The organism is Protofrankia symbiont of Coriaria ruscifolia (assembly GCF_900634745.1).
GTDB lineage: Bacteria > Actinomycetota > Actinomycetes > Frankiales > Frankiaceae > Protofrankia > Protofrankia californiensis.
The window spans coordinates 39,128-52,292 of sequence record NZ_CAAAFR010000043.1 but is presented as its reverse complement, the minus strand read 5'-3'; the positions used below and the strand labels follow the sequence as shown (position 1 = coordinate 52,292).

The window sequence follows — 13,165 nt, the reverse complement described above, 5'->3', positions numbered from 1 at the left end:
CTGAGGTTCTGCGCGCTGAGGTTCTGCACGCTGAGGTTCTGCACGCTGAGGTTCTGCACGCTGAGGTTCTGCACGCTGAGGTTCTGCACGCTGAGGTTCTGCACGCTGAGGTTCTGCGCGCTGAGGTTCTGCGCGCTGATGCTGGGCGTGCTGATGTTCGGTGCCGTGACCCTCGGTGCCGTGACGTTCGGCACGGTGATGTTCGGCACGCCGAACTGGGCTGCGCGGTACTGGGCAATGAACTTCGGGTTCTCCCGGACCGCGTCGCTCGGGCCCTCATATACCTCGCCGCGACCACCGGCGAGCTCCTCGCCCATGATCTGCCAGTACTCCCGGGCCATCTCCCACTGGATCTTCTGCGCCCTCTCGTTCCACATGTTCGACATCGTGCGGAGATAGTCGACGTAGCTTTCCTTCTCGTGCGTGGGACCGTTCTCGAGCGTGTCCAGCGTCTGCGGTCTGTCCTGGAAGTAGTAGGCGTTGCCGTGCCGCTCCCACCAGTCGTGTGACGCCTGCACCATCGCGCCCTCGTACTGCTTCCACAGCTCGTCCATCTTGGACTTGTGCCTGGTGATGGCGTAGGACAACGACCACGTCCCGATCCAGTTCTTCACGGCGGCGTTTCGCCAGTCATCCAGCGACTTGAGCGTGGCACCGGGACCGCGCCTGAGAAAGCTGTCCGCACCTGCGCCGGTCCAGCCGTCCCTGTTGCCGGGCGAGCCGTCGCCACCGTGCTTGAGGCCGTTCGCGGCCTTCAGCACCCGCCCGATCAGGTCATCAATAACTAGGACGACCTTGTACCACTGCTCGCCGAGCTGGTAGACCACACCGGCGTCCTGCGCCATGATCCGCTTGTAGATCCGCTCAATGGTGTCATTCTTGTACGCCGCGTTCTCGGCGTCCTGGTTGTTGAAATGCGGGTCGTCCCAATTGACCGTGGGCTCGATGTACTGGCCGCTGTCAACCGGCGGGTAGTAGCGGATGTCCTCGCCCATACGGGCAGCCATCCGCCATGCCTCCATGAGCCGATCGTTGCCGGATGTCGTGTACCCGAAGTATGCTCCGTCGTCCCCCATGACATAATCCTCAATATCCAGGGCCCCATGCTTGGACATACTGGTCTGAGCCTGAAGTATCGGTCTCCTGCTCGGCCTGCTCCACCGGGCCGGCAGTGGACGAATCCGAGTTGTGGTCGCCCGGCTCGATCGTCACCGGCTTGGAGTCCACCGCGGCGCCGGGCTTGCCGTTCGTGGTCGTGGTCGTGGTGTTGGTGACGGTGACGCCACCATCGGAGCCGGTGACCGTCTTCGTCGTGGAGGAGCTGCCGTTCTGGCTGTCACCACGGGTGACCGTGGCGACCTGCACCTGCGAGCCGCCGAAGGCGTAGCTCTCCTCAGTCGTCTTCTGAAGCTCCTTGTCGTCCGCCCCGAAGATCGTGGTCTCCTTCACCGTCACGAGCTCGCCCGCGGCGTTGGTCTTCGTGTAGCTCGCGATCATCCTCTTGGAGTCGTCTCCGAACGTGTAGACGACAACACCGCCGGACGGATGGTCCGCCTTGGCAAAGCGCTCGTCACCTGTGAGGGCTGTCGCGTTCGAGCCGCTCTGCTCGGCAAGCTTCTGCTGATATTCCGCCCAGGTCTCCACCGGCCGGAAACCAGCGGGCGGCCGCGCGTTGGGGTCGGAGAACACGAACGCAACGTCGTCGAGGTCGGCCGCGTTCTCATTGTCACCGTTCTCGTACACCTCCGCGATGACCGCGGCGGCAGAGCCGATGTTGCGGATGCCCTGCAGCACATCCGTCATGAAGTGCTGGAAGTCGCTCTGCCGCTGCTGCATAAGCCGCGCGGCCTGCGCGCCCTCAGGAAAGACGCCGACGTCGGCGGCTGGCTTCGCCAGGCCATTCTGGATCATCAACGTTAACGCCGAGACCTCCATGGTCGCCGGCCCGGCGGCGGCCAACTGGATCTTGTTCATCTCATCGTAGTAACCGACGAGATCGTTGACATTGACCGTGACCTCGGGACCGTCGAAGTGCTCGTAGTCCGACGGCGCCCCGCCGCCACCCCCATCACGCACCATTCACTTCCCCAACCGACCGTGATGTCGTCTTTCCAAGGTACGGCGCGTCCAGGTACAGGCGTCGAGCCTCCACCTGGACGCGATCGGCGAACCTACATGTTGGCCGCAATCTGGTTGTCAAGCTGCTGCATGCGCTCCGCGGACGCGCCGAGCTTCACGCCGACCCGGCCAAGCGCTGTCTTGATCTCCGCGGCGCCCTGGTTCCATTTCGTCCGGGCCTCGTCGCAGGCTGTACCGGCGGCACCGGTCCAGTCCTGGGCGAAGAGCCGGGTGAAGTCCGTGTAGAGTTCCTGCAGCGAGCCGTCCATGGTCCCCTCGAACGTACCGATGGCCGCCGCGACGTCCCCGATAGCGCCGAAGTTGTAGGTGATGCTGCCGTCCGCGCCGTAGCTCGGTCCACTCATTGATATGCCTACCTTTCGGAAGTCTCGTCGCGGACCCGGTCAGCCGCGGAGGACACTCATGACGGAGCTGTCGCCGGTGGCGGCCGCGGCAGCACGGATCTCTTGAGCCGCGTCGTCGTCGTGCACGCCATACTGCGACGAGGCACTGCTCATCTTGCCGGCAAGCTCATCCAGCGCGTTCAAGATCTTCGTCAATCCCTCATTGAGCTGGAACGACACGTCCTGCAGTGCGACGTTCGCTCGCCCGGCCATGCCGGCACCGCTCAGCGCCTGGATCCGGTCGATGAGTTGTGCCATGCCACTCGCGATGCTCTGGCCGGTCTCCTCGCACTTCGACGCCATCGAGTTGAGTTGCGCCTGGGTCGCGTGAACCTGACCCATCCCCGGAGTACCCGTCATGGTTTTCACCCCGCTCCTGTGTTGTGCCCCCCGCGAGGAGCCTCCCCTGGTAAGCGCACGCAGGTCATGCGCCACGTCTCGTGACCTGGCGGTCGCGTCCAGCGTATGCCGTAACGCACAATACGAACAAAACTCATAGCAGATACCCGCCGATAGCCGGGCCCTTACCCCATGATCTCCCTCGCCCGCCTCACGAACTCCGGCTCCAGTTCCCGCGAGCGACCGGCGGTTATCGGAGTCAGCACCGTCGAACACGAAATCGGCCTCGTCGATGCCGGACCGCTGCTGCCACTCGTCGTGCGGGCGGGTCGGGCGCCATCAGTTTGCGCCACCGTTCCGGTCCAGATCCAATACGATGTCTTCTCGATTCGGCCGGCGCAGCTCCCCGCCTACCGGGTGGCGGCGAGCAGGTCGTCGAGCACGAGCGTACGGAGGTCGTCGCGGCCGGGCACCCGGCCCAGCGCCCGCAACCGGCCGGACTGCGCCTTGCGCATGCCCTCCAACAGTTTGCGCGCCTCGCGCGCGTTGCCGAAGTTCTGGTCGCGTTCAATCTGGCTGAACCACTCGAAGAGAGCGTCGTCGACGCCTGATGCGAGCATGTAGTCGTCGTTCCGTGCGATGCGGTCGGCGATGAGCACCAGTTCCTGCGGCGAGTAGTTCTCGAACTCCAGTGTCTTGGCGAACCTGGAGGCGAGACCGGCATTGGCGTCCAGGAAGTCCGCCATTTCGGCGGTGTAGCCAGCCACGATTACGGCCACCTGGTCACGGTGGTCCTCCATGAGCTTGACGAGCGTGTCGATGGCCTCCTGACCGAAGTCGGCACTGGCGCCGCTGGAGCGCGACAGAGTGTATGCCTCGTCGATGAACAGGACGCCGCCCATGGCCTCCTCAAAAACCGACGTGGTCTTCTCGGCGGTGTGACCGATGTACTGGCCGACCAGGTCCCGCCGGGCAACCTCCTTGAACTTGCCGTTGGGCAGCACCCCCAGTGCCTTGAGCAGCTGGCCGTAGAGTCGGGCGACCGTGGTCTTGCCGGTGCCCGGGGCGCCGGTGAAGACGAGGTGGTTGCTGACCGCGCCGACGGCCAGACCGGCGTCACGCCGCCACTCGTTGACCTGGATCTCGTCGATCAGTGCCCGCACCTCGGCCTTGACCCCACCCAGTCCGATCATCGAGTCCAGTTCGGCGAGCAGCCTGTCGACCTTCTCCGTGTCCTGGCCGGTCGCCCCCTCGATGGCGCTGACGCCGACCTTGGGTCTGTGCGCGGTGTCGTCGGCCTCACGGATGACCGGTGTGGCGCCCTCATCCACGTGGATGCCGGGCACGGCCGTGTCCTCGACCCGGGTGCCCTCAACGAGGCCGCCGCACCCGCGGCCGAACATGATGCCGACACCGTGGGTGCCGTGCACCCAGCTGTTGGTGATGGTCGGCGAACTGTGGTGCGCGACCGAGATGCCCACGTCCCCGGTCCCGGAGATGTCACACCGCTCGATCGTCGGCCGCGCCGCCTGGTACACGTAGATCCCGCGGAAGCCGCAGCCCCCGATCGTGCAGTTGCGGATGGTCGGGTCCGCGCCGAGGCGCACGATGATCCCGTCGTCCGCGATATTGCGCACCTCGCACTTGTCCAGGATGCCGCCGGCGTCCTCGATGACGATGCCGTACTGCCCCTGAACCACCTTGACGTCGCAGGCTTGGACGTGCCCGCCGTCGCTCACGCTGACCCCGGCCGCGTACCCGGCGCTGACCTGACATGTGTCGATCTGGAGTCGGCCGCCGGCCGCGGCCACCGCCGGATAGTCGCCTGCCGCCAGAACCAGCCCGCGCAGCGTCACCTCCGCGCTGTCGCAGGCCACCGCGGAGCCATCCGCAGCCGTCGCGTCGATCGTCACCGATCCCGGGTCGGCCTCCGCCGTCAGAGTCAGACGCCTCCCCCGCAGCCGAAGGGCTTCAAGGTAGACACCGGGCTCGATGGAGATCACAGCGCCGTCCGTCGCGATCTCCAAAGCATCCCGGATCGTCGGATACGCCCCGGTCCGTCGCGGGGACACCGTCACTGTTTGTGCCATAACCCCACCCGGTCCGGCGTCAAGAGAACATCCCAGAGTATCCGGCGCCAAACGGGGCCGCCGGGAGCTGGAGCAGGGGCGATCATCGTCCGGTGGTGCTCGTGGGGTCCTCCGGAGTGGGCAGGTCCTCGATCCTGCATGCCGGGCTGCTGGCCGGTCTCGACCACCGGCACGAGGCGGACCGGACGAGCCCCTCCGGCCGGTGCTGCTGCCCGCGCCGGAAGCCCAACCACTGCAGGCACGCGTCAGTATCCGCCACATCCGCCGCACAGGCCGCACAGGCCGCACAGGCATCCATCGTTCGCGCACGTCCACCAACATCCGCCAGCGTTTCCATCACTCACCGCTGTCGGGCAGACGCCTTTAGCCTCTACACTCGTGGCGTTGAACGCTGTGAGTGCTGAAGACATCACTAGCGATGAACAGTTCCGGGGGGAGCAAGGCAATCATGCCAACAGCGCTAATCATCGGTGCCGGGATCGCCGGCCCGGTCGCCGCGATGGCCCTGCAGCGAGCCGGGATCGACGTCGTCGTGTACGAGGCGTACCCGGCCCCGACCACGGACGTCGGCTCGTGGCTCGGCCTACAGACCAACGGCCTGGATGCGCTGCGGGCGATCGGCGCAGACCGTACCGTCAGTGAACTTGGCGTCCCGACAGCGTCGATCGCCTTCCGTACCAGCGCCGGCAGGCCGCTTGGTGAGATCCCGACCGGCCGACCGCTGCCGGGCGGGAGCACAGGGCTGTCGATAAAGCGGTCCGACCTGCACCGCGCCCTACGGGACGAAGCGTCCCGCAGGGGAATCACGATCCGGCACGGCCGGCGTCTGGTGGGCATGACCAGCGACGTCGACGGGGTCGTCGCCTCTTTCACCGACGGCAGCACCGCGGCGGGCGACCTGCTCGTCGGCTGCGACGGCATCCGCTCGCGGGTACGGGAGCTGCTGAACCCGTCCGGCCCGCGGGCGCGCTACGTCCCGGCGCTGAACGTGGGTGGCTACGCCGACCTGGTGCCGCCCGGTGACCGCCCCGGCGTACTGACAATGGCTTTCGGCAGGCGGGCGTTCTCCGGGCGCATCGTCACTCCCGCCGGGCAGACGTGGTGGTTCGCCAACCCGCCACGGCGGGACGAGCCGGCCGACGGCGAGCTGGGACGGATCGGCGACGCGGAATGGCGGGACTCGCTGCGCCGGCTCTACGAGGTCGACCAGTCCCCGATCGTGGATCTGATCGATGCCACCCCCGGGCCGCTGACCGGCTGGACGACGTACGACCTGCCCGCCGTCCCGGTCTGGCACGACGACCGGACCGTACTGATCGGCGACGCCGCGCACGCCACCTCGCCGTCGTCCGGCCAGGGCGCGTCGATGGCGATCGAGGACGCGGTCGTACTCGGGCAGTGCCTGCGCGACCTGCCGGCGCCGCGGGCGTTCGCCCGGTTCGAGGCGCTGCGCCGACCACGGGTGGAGCGGGTCGTGGCCGAGGGCCGGAAGTCCAGCCGGCTACGCTCGGTCGGGCCAGTCGGGCGGCTGGCCCGAAGCCTCGTGCTGCCGCTGGTGCTCAAGCACGCTGCCGGGACCGGCGCCGAATCGCTGGCCTGGATGCACCAGCACCACATCGACTGGGATGCGCCGGTGACGGCCACAGGCGTCCCGACGAACCAGCCCAGCTGACGTCCACCGGCCCAAAGCCGTGCGACGTGCGTCATGCCATGGCACCGATGCGGCATGACGCGGACATGCGGCATGACGCGGACATGAGGCATGACGCGGACATGAGGATCACCGTCTTGGACCGCGAGGTCTACTCGATGACGTGTGGGTTCCGATCGTCGGGGAGGCCCCTTTCCTCCTGATCAACCGTGACAGGCGTATCCGCTGTCGGTTGATCGAGAAGCGCCTTCTGCGCGTCTGCTCGGTCAAGGGCTTGTTTCTTACCCAGGCAGGGCACATGAACATGTAGGAGATCTTGAAGATGGTCATGCGACACTGGGACCAGATCGGCACGTTGGCCGAGGTCCCGGGCCCATAGGCGAAGTCTCTCACCCGTGTCGGTATAAACGATCTCAAGTTGCCTGACTGACGCGAGGGCACACGATACAAGCTGTTGCGCTCAGTCATACGGATGGCGCGGGTGGTCGAGTGGACCGTCACCGCTGCCGTTCTCGTGATCTGGCTCCGCACATAATCGGGGAGACACGCGCTAGAAGAACACCTGCCATCTCGTGTCTTCGCCAGGAATGGTCAAGGTCTGCTGGTGCGAGGCCACGGTGAGACGGAAAGCGTTGAGTCCTGGGCGGCCGAGCCGGTCCCAGGTACGTGCGGTGTCCTCGATGATCGTCCAGGAAGGCGCTCCGCTGTCACTCTCCTGGACCCGTAGCCGATCATCATCGTCGATATACACATACGCCCATCTTTCCGGATCGTGGGTACGGAAGAGCGCGTCGTGGTCAGGAGGGTGGAACAGCCCGCTGTAGGTCAGGCCGGGGATACGCGACTGCAATAGAAATTGGAACCGATCGTCGTCGAAAATCGACGGATCGATGTCGCTAATGCGCTCGTGTGAAGGATCCCGCTTCGGAATGATGCCGGGTGGTGGCGGTGGCTGTATCTGTGGCCGTGAAACCATGAATCCTAGCATCTGCGCATCCAGCATCCCGGCAGCCATTTTATCGTCCTTCACCTCGAGGATGACTCTCGGGCCGCCGGTGATGCTGCCTGTAAGAATTACCTCGATAAGCCCTCCCGGGCGGGTCTGCTCTACCCAGCGGTAAGGGACGTGGGTGAATGAACACGATCCGATGATCCGATCGTACGGCGCCCGATCAGGAAATTCTAGGGCGCCGTCTCCAACAACAAGGGTGGGAGCGAACCCGAGTTGGGCGAGCGCGACCTCTGCACGCTGCGAAAGGGTGCGGTCCACTTCCACCGACACCACTCGGTCCGGGCCGAGTCGGCGGCACAAAAGGGCCGTCGAATATCCGGTGCCGGTGCCCACCTCCAGCACCGTGTGATCGTCGGACAGGTCGAGGGATTCCAGCATCCCGACGACCAGGCTCGGCATCGTGGATGAGCACGTACCCCGTCCGCTGAGAGCCCGCGGGTGATCGGACCACAGATCGTCCTTGCCGTCAACCTGCGTGACCCACGTCTCGTCGGAGTAGACCAAATCCAACCACGCCCGGTCGCCGATTGGCTCACGAATCACCGGCTCATAATCAAAGGTGCCAGGTTTCTTTCGATAGAACCGCGGAAGAAAGACATGGCGGGGGACCGCAAGCAGCGCCTCCCGCCATGTGTTGGAGCGAAGCGCTCCCTGTGCGGTCAGCGTCGTCGCGAGCCGAGCCAGGCGTACACCAACATCATCGACCAAACCGTCGTCCGCCATCATGAAACGTGCTTCCTCTGAAGAAGGTCGACAAGCGCCGCGGTCATCGGCAGGCCGGTAGATTCCTCCAACCATGCCCATTGCCCGTTGGCGTTGCATTCAAGAAATGACCACGCTCCGTCTTCGCTCAACGCAAAGTCGAACGCGCCGAACACCAATCCAAACCGTCTAAGGTACTCGCGCATCGCTCGGACGAGTAGCGGAGGTGTATCAATAACAGTGTACCTGTGTACGCTGAAATCTGCACGCCAATCAAGCAGATCGCTATCTATACGGACGGCAAAAATGTGTGAGCCAATAACGGTTACGCGTATATCTGCGACCTTGTCAACAAGTGCTTGGAACATGTGGGCGGTAAGCCCGATCGACTCGTCGAAGTCCGTCGGATTCGCTTCGCGGACATACATCGTCAACGGTTCGTTATCGCGGCTATGCAGCAGCGGGACACGAAACGGCTTGTAGACGATGGCCCCAACCTCGGCGGCGAACCGGCGTGCCTCGTCCGGGTCGTTCGTTATCAACGTCTCGGGAACGTTAAACCCGACATCGGCGGCGACCGCGAGCTGAGCCGGCTTCACGTCCGCGTCCGCGATCCGTTGGGGATGATTGACATAGAGGCAGCCGGAGAGGGCGGCGAGGACGCCACCGAATCCATAGTTCGCCTGCATAACCGCAAACCGGCGATCCTCTGGCTCCATCAATGGGAAATGGAACGGCTCTGGACGTCGATAGTACACGGCGCGAACGTTGCCGAGATCGATGCTCCGTGACGCGCTGCGAAGCGTCCCGACATGCACAGACTGCGTATCGGGGGCCGACCGCGTTCGCGCCGCCAAAGTCACGTTGCAGGGAAAATCTGCCAGATCAACCCGAGCTACGGGAACGCCACGCCTTCCAAGCTCGGTGATCACATCATCGGCAGTCGTATCCTGAAGCGACGTAATCACGAGAACCTGACGGTCGGACATAAATCAGTCGACCTCGACCTGAACTCGCTCATGATCGGCAACGGTCTGGCCGCTGCCGTCGTTGGGATCAGGGGTCTGGCGCGATCGCTCGCGCCACTCGTAGGTCTTCCGATGCTTCCCGGCGTCGGTTATCACTCGTCCATCGGCGTCATAACAGACAGATAGCTGCGTGACCGGGTCCAGTTCAATGCGCACAATTTCCGGCACCTCAGGCGGGGCCGCTTGATCTCGACAGGGTCGAGCCTGAGTAACACCCCAAGGGCGTACCGGCAGACCTGTCTCAGGTAGCCGAGACGCAACCGGATAGGCCGGCAGACGATCTTCTAAGGGAAACATCCCGGTCAACCCACCTCTGATTATCGACGCTTGGAACACATCAGGTTACTTGTCGGTCAGCCCTCAGGCTGGCGAAAGACGGAGACCTGTACCGGGCCCTCGCTGCAGTGGAGGGGCGCAGCGAGGGCCCGGGGGCTGTGGGGCGGCTCAGATGTCGAACTCGCCTTCCTTCGCGCCGTCTGTGAAGGCCCGCCATTCCTCACGAGAGAACGACAGGACAGGCCCGTCGGGCTGGACGGAGTCCCGGAGGATGACTCCGTCGTCGAGTTTCGCGACTTCGACGCACATACCACCGGCGCCGTTGGAGTAGCTGGACGTGATCCAGCCCAAGTTGCCGACGACGATCTCGTCGACATCGGGTTTCTTCAGGTTACGGATGTCGGCCACGAATCTTTCCTTTCGGTGGATGGATGGTGGTGCACGCGCCGGCCCACGGCCACGCCCACTGCTGACAAGGGAGGGGCGGGTACACGCCGGGCCGGCGCGCGTGTGGCAGGCCCCCGCCCTGCTCACCAGATACGGATGGCGGGGGCCTGGTCTCAGGTCCCCGTACGGGGAGAGTGAAACGGGAAAGTGATCGGCACCACGCGGCCGTCGAGATTGCGGCCCTGCGCGTGATGGTCGGCGGCAGCCACGCTCGGGAACGGCAGGAGCACTTCGACCGGCTGCCGGTCCGGCCCGTAGACCACAAAGGCGTACAGCACGGCGTCCACCGGGACCTCAGAACGGATGTCGGTTCCGGTTGGCGGTAAGGCGTGCCCGGCTATCCGGGCCGACATTGGCGGTCGCCGGGTGAAGGTTTTCGGCTGGGGCATGGCTTCCCTTCAGGTCAGGTTCCCGGGTCCCTTCAGGTCAGGTTCCCGGGTCGCCGAGGGAGAACTGGGCGGGCACGATCCGGTAGGAGTCGAGCCGGTGGTACAGGGCGTGCGCTTCCGCTTGCGCCTGGCTGGTGAAGATGATCAGAACTCGTTCCGGCTCGCCTGACGGGTTGAGCGCGATGACCGCGTAGGGCGTGTCCGAACCGCCAATGATCGGCTGCAACGGCTGCGGGGCGTGCTGTCCGGTGGCTCGATGGGTGCCGGGGCGTAGATCCGCCCTGTGTCGAGGTCATGGCCCGGTCCATCGCGCACCTCCAGCTTCGGGCAGGTTGAACCGGACCGGAGCGATTGCATATCGATCCGGGCAGTTAGCGGCACCGTACGACTGCGCAGCCATCCGGCTTTCGAACATCAGAACGATTTCGGCGAGGTCCGCCCCGCCAGCCAATGGCTGCTCAAGTACCGCGACGGCGTAAAAGGTGGAACTCGCCACGGCGCCTCCTGCTCGTCCGGATGGGATCTGACGGATTAGACGATCTACCGTCCACGTGTCGAGTCCAATCCCAGCGCCGTATACGTGGCGCATCTATTACGATCCGTATCAACAGACGTGATCGAACGGGGATACACGAATGCCACGCGAACGCAGGGCCCCTCCGCCCGACCTCTGGCAACGGCCGGACATGGCCCCCGCGCTCGCAGGCAAGGACATCGGTGCCATCTTCCGGATCTATCGGCGGTGGACTGGGTCCACGCAGCAGGATCTCGCCGAGCTCATCGGCGGAATCGCCCAACCGCGGATCAGCGCCATCGAACGCGGCAGAGAACAGGTCATGAGCCTCGACCTGATCCAACGCATCGCCTCCGGCCTCAACATCCCCGGACATCTGCTGGGGCTCGCCCCCGAAACCATGGACGATTCCGCCAGCGCGATACACGATGAGGATGTGCAGAGACGGGAGTTCCATCAGCTTGCCGTCGGCGTTCTTGCCGGTGCCGCGCTCGACTGGCCCGACGCGGCATGGTCAGTGCCGACACCACCTCCGGACGCCGTTGACGCTCCCGCCCGCATCGGCACCGCGGATGTGGCCATGTACCGGCGCCACCTCGGCTACCTGTACGAACTGGACAACACCTACGGTGGCGGTGCCGCCTACCGGCTCACCGTTGCCGCAGTCAACCAGATGCGGCGGGCACTCCAAACCTCCAGCCACACGCCAGACGTTGGCGATGCGCTCACCCGGGTGCTCGGCGAAGCCACCGAACATGCCGGCTGGCTCGCCCATGACGCCGGCCGCGAGCAGGACGCCCGCTACTGGTGGCTGGAGGCACTGCACGCCGCACAGACCGCCGATGACGACGACGTTTCCACGGTCGCGTTCGCATCCATGTCACTGGCCGCATCCACCGTCGGTACTCCCCGCGACGTGGTCAATCTGGCTCGTGCTGCGCAGCGCTGCGCAGCAACCCGTAACACCCCCCGGCTTCGATCCCTCCTCCTCGCCCGTGAGGCCGTCGGCCGTGCCGCTCAAAGGGAGCCGAAAGCTGCCTGGTCCGCACTGGCGAAGGCCGATAATCTCATCGGCACCGAGTCGGATGCGGATCCATACTGGCTGGAGTTCTGGGGGCAGGCTGATCTTGCCTGTCACAGGATGAAAGCTGCGGAGATCCTCGGCGATATTGACACCGCCGTGACCGCTGCCGGTGAGGCAGTCACCGCGGTTGACCCGCGATTCGCCCGCAACCATGCCGCCTACCTCGCCAGCCACGGCCGCGTCCTCGCTACCGCCGGCCGGCCAGACGAGGCCATGGAGGTCACCGGCCAGGCGATCCTTCGTACTGCCGGGGTGGACTCAGCACGCATTCGCAGCCATATCGGGCAGGCCGTCAATATCCTCGAGGCCCGGGACGCCAGCTCCACGGTCCGCGGGTTCGTGGAGTGGGCCCGCGCCTACCCGCTCGCAGGGGCGACTACGTGACGACCCCTTGGACGCTAACGGTCCACGACGGCGACCAGGATCCGCAGTTGCTGCTCGAGCTGATCCGACCCGTCTACGCCGAGGTCTACGCCGAACCCCCCTACTGCGAGGGCCCGGACGACGTCGCCGAGTTCGCCGCCGACTGGCCCCGCCGAGTCAAGGCCCCCGGCTTCCGCGCGGTCACAGCCACCATCGACGACCGGCCGGTTGGGATGACCTTCGGACATCGGCTCACCGCCGAAACCGGCTGGTGGGACGGCCTCCTCGAGCCCGCGCCACCCGAGTTCACCATCGAGAACGGCCGTCGTTCGTACGCCATCATCGAACTCGCAGTGCTCGCCGGCTATCGCCGGCAGGGCCTCAGCCGAGCCCTCCACACAGCACTCCTCGCCGACCGCGAGGAGGCCCGGGTAGTCCTTCTCGCCCGTCCCGAACCGGAAGCCGCCCCGGCGCGTGCCGCATATGCGTCATGGGGATATCAGACAATTGGACACCTGCGACCATGGGACACCGCCCCGACCTACTTCGCGCTGGTCCGATCCCTGCGAGACGCTGAAGCTGTCACCTCGCCGGAGGATGCGCTACGCTGACGCCTTCATCGTCCCGCTGAGGGCATCCGCAGTCCTCATCGGCCCCCCTGCGAGAGATTGAAACGCGGGGCCGGGCTTTTGTGCGTCGGACGTCAGGAGTAGCGCCAGAGCCGCTCTCGACGCGATGCGCTGGGAAC

15 protein-coding genes are annotated in these 13,165 nt (G+C 65.3%); 4 read left to right on the top strand and 11 right to left on the bottom strand.

What is annotated here, in order from left to right; all coding sequences use genetic code 11:
- From CV1CTNOD_RS24485 to CV1CTNOD_RS06615, 5 genes are all read right to left on the bottom strand, one after another.
- The coding region (locus tag CV1CTNOD_RS24485; protein WP_207386239.1) for a hypothetical protein at window positions 1–1,076 on the bottom strand (1,076 nt) is incomplete at its 3' end.
- A gap of 10 nt (window positions 1,077–1,086) precedes the next feature.
- On the bottom strand, window positions 1,087–2,076 hold the full coding sequence (locus CV1CTNOD_RS06630; protein ID WP_207386238.1) for a hypothetical protein: 990 nt from the start codon (window positions 2,074–2,076) through the stop codon (window positions 1,087–1,089).
- Window positions 2,077–2,171: 95 nt separating this feature from the next.
- Complete coding sequence (locus tag CV1CTNOD_RS06625; RefSeq protein WP_131785278.1) at window positions 2,172–2,483, bottom strand: WXG100 family type VII secretion target; 312 nt, start codon at window positions 2,481–2,483, stop codon at window positions 2,172–2,174.
- A 39-nt stretch (window positions 2,484–2,522) separates the two neighbouring features.
- Complete coding sequence (locus CV1CTNOD_RS06620) at window positions 2,523–2,882, bottom strand: WXG100 family type VII secretion target (RefSeq protein ID WP_207386240.1); 360 nt, start codon at window positions 2,880–2,882, stop codon at window positions 2,523–2,525.
- 389 nt (window positions 2,883–3,271) lie between these two features.
- Window positions 3,272–4,951: a right-handed parallel beta-helix repeat-containing protein gene (locus tag CV1CTNOD_RS06615; RefSeq protein ID WP_131785277.1), complete on the bottom strand. Its 1,680-nt coding sequence runs from the start codon at window positions 4,949–4,951 to the stop codon at window positions 3,272–3,274.
- Window positions 4,952–5,043: 92 nt separating this feature from the next.
- Between CV1CTNOD_RS06615 and CV1CTNOD_RS28140 the strand changes: the two genes are divergently transcribed.
- On the top strand, window positions 5,044–5,355 hold the full coding sequence (locus CV1CTNOD_RS28140) for a hypothetical protein (RefSeq protein ID WP_431607081.1): 312 nt from the start codon (window positions 5,044–5,046) through the stop codon (window positions 5,353–5,355).
- 44 nt (window positions 5,356–5,399) lie between these two features.
- A complete protein-coding gene (locus CV1CTNOD_RS06610) occupies window positions 5,400–6,623 on the top strand; it encodes an FAD-dependent oxidoreductase (RefSeq protein WP_131785276.1) in 1,224 nt (407 codons plus the stop codon).
- Between the two features lie 529 nt (window positions 6,624–7,152).
- Here CV1CTNOD_RS06610 and CV1CTNOD_RS06605 read toward each other — a convergent pair.
- The 6 genes from CV1CTNOD_RS06605 to CV1CTNOD_RS06585 form a co-directional block, all read right to left on the bottom strand.
- Window positions 7,153–8,340, bottom strand: coding sequence for a methyltransferase domain-containing protein (locus CV1CTNOD_RS06605; protein WP_165485349.1), 1,188 nt, complete (start codon window positions 8,338–8,340; stop codon window positions 7,153–7,155).
- Window positions 8,337–9,305: an ATP-grasp ribosomal peptide maturase gene (gene tgmB, locus CV1CTNOD_RS06600; protein WP_131785274.1), complete on the bottom strand. Its 969-nt coding sequence runs from the start codon at window positions 9,303–9,305 to the stop codon at window positions 8,337–8,339. The genes CV1CTNOD_RS06605 and tgmB overlap by 4 nt, the downstream gene beginning before the upstream one ends.
- Before the next feature lie 3 nt (window positions 9,306–9,308).
- On the bottom strand, window positions 9,309–9,641 hold the full coding sequence (gene tgmA, locus CV1CTNOD_RS27275) for a putative ATP-grasp-modified RiPP (protein WP_278043869.1): 333 nt from the start codon (window positions 9,639–9,641) through the stop codon (window positions 9,309–9,311).
- A gap of 147 nt (window positions 9,642–9,788) precedes the next feature.
- A complete protein-coding gene (locus CV1CTNOD_RS06590) occupies window positions 9,789–10,028 on the bottom strand; it encodes a DUF397 domain-containing protein (protein WP_431607080.1) in 240 nt (79 codons plus the stop codon).
- Window positions 10,029–10,180: 152 nt separating this feature from the next.
- Window positions 10,181–10,354 carry a hypothetical protein gene (locus CV1CTNOD_RS24480; RefSeq protein ID WP_165485348.1) on the bottom strand — a complete coding sequence of 58 codons (174 nt, stop codon included), beginning with the start codon at window positions 10,352–10,354 and terminating at the stop codon, window positions 10,181–10,183.
- 139 nt (window positions 10,355–10,493) lie between these two features.
- The gene (locus CV1CTNOD_RS06585) at window positions 10,494–10,682 is read right to left on the bottom strand and encodes a hypothetical protein (protein ID WP_131785272.1); all 189 of its coding nucleotides are present in this window, start codon (window positions 10,680–10,682) and stop codon (window positions 10,494–10,496) included.
- A gap of 409 nt (window positions 10,683–11,091) precedes the next feature.
- Here CV1CTNOD_RS06585 and CV1CTNOD_RS06580 point away from each other — a divergent pair, with 409 nt between their 5' ends.
- Window positions 11,092–12,438 carry a helix-turn-helix domain-containing protein gene (locus CV1CTNOD_RS06580; protein ID WP_131785271.1) on the top strand — a complete coding sequence of 449 codons (1,347 nt, stop codon included), beginning with the start codon at window positions 11,092–11,094 and terminating at the stop codon, window positions 12,436–12,438.
- Window positions 12,435–13,028, top strand: coding sequence for a GNAT family N-acetyltransferase (locus tag CV1CTNOD_RS06575; protein ID WP_165485347.1), 594 nt, complete (start codon window positions 12,435–12,437; stop codon window positions 13,026–13,028). Before CV1CTNOD_RS06580 ends, CV1CTNOD_RS06575 begins: the two co-directional genes overlap by 4 nt.
- Window positions 13,029–13,165: the final 137 nt, after the last annotated feature.

Excerpts from the sequence above, each read along its gene's own strand:
- CV1CTNOD_RS06625 (WP_131785278.1), bottom strand. The coding sequence starts at position 2,483 with ATGAGTGGACCGAGCTACGGCGCGGACGGCAGCATCACCTACAACTTC.
- CV1CTNOD_RS06620 (WP_207386240.1), bottom strand. The coding sequence starts at position 2,882 with ATGACGGGTACTCCGGGGATGGGTCAGGTTCACGCGACCCAGGCGCAA.
- CV1CTNOD_RS06615 (WP_131785277.1), bottom strand. The coding sequence starts at position 4,951 with ATGGCACAAACAGTGACGGTGTCCCCGCGACGGACCGGGGCGTATCCG.
- CV1CTNOD_RS06610 (WP_131785276.1), top strand. The coding sequence starts at position 5,400 with ATGCCAACAGCGCTAATCATCGGTGCCGGGATCGCCGGCCCGGTCGCC.
- CV1CTNOD_RS06605 (WP_165485349.1), bottom strand. The coding sequence starts at position 8,340 with ATGATGGCGGACGACGGTTTGGTCGATGATGTTGGTGTACGCCTGGCT.
- tgmB (WP_131785274.1), bottom strand. The coding sequence starts at position 9,305 with ATGTCCGACCGTCAGGTTCTCGTGATTACGTCGCTTCAGGATACGACT.
- tgmA (WP_278043869.1), bottom strand. The coding sequence starts at position 9,641 with ATGTTTCCCTTAGAAGATCGTCTGCCGGCCTATCCGGTTGCGTCTCGG.
- CV1CTNOD_RS06580 (WP_131785271.1), top strand. The coding sequence starts at position 11,092 with ATGCCACGCGAACGCAGGGCCCCTCCGCCCGACCTCTGGCAACGGCCG.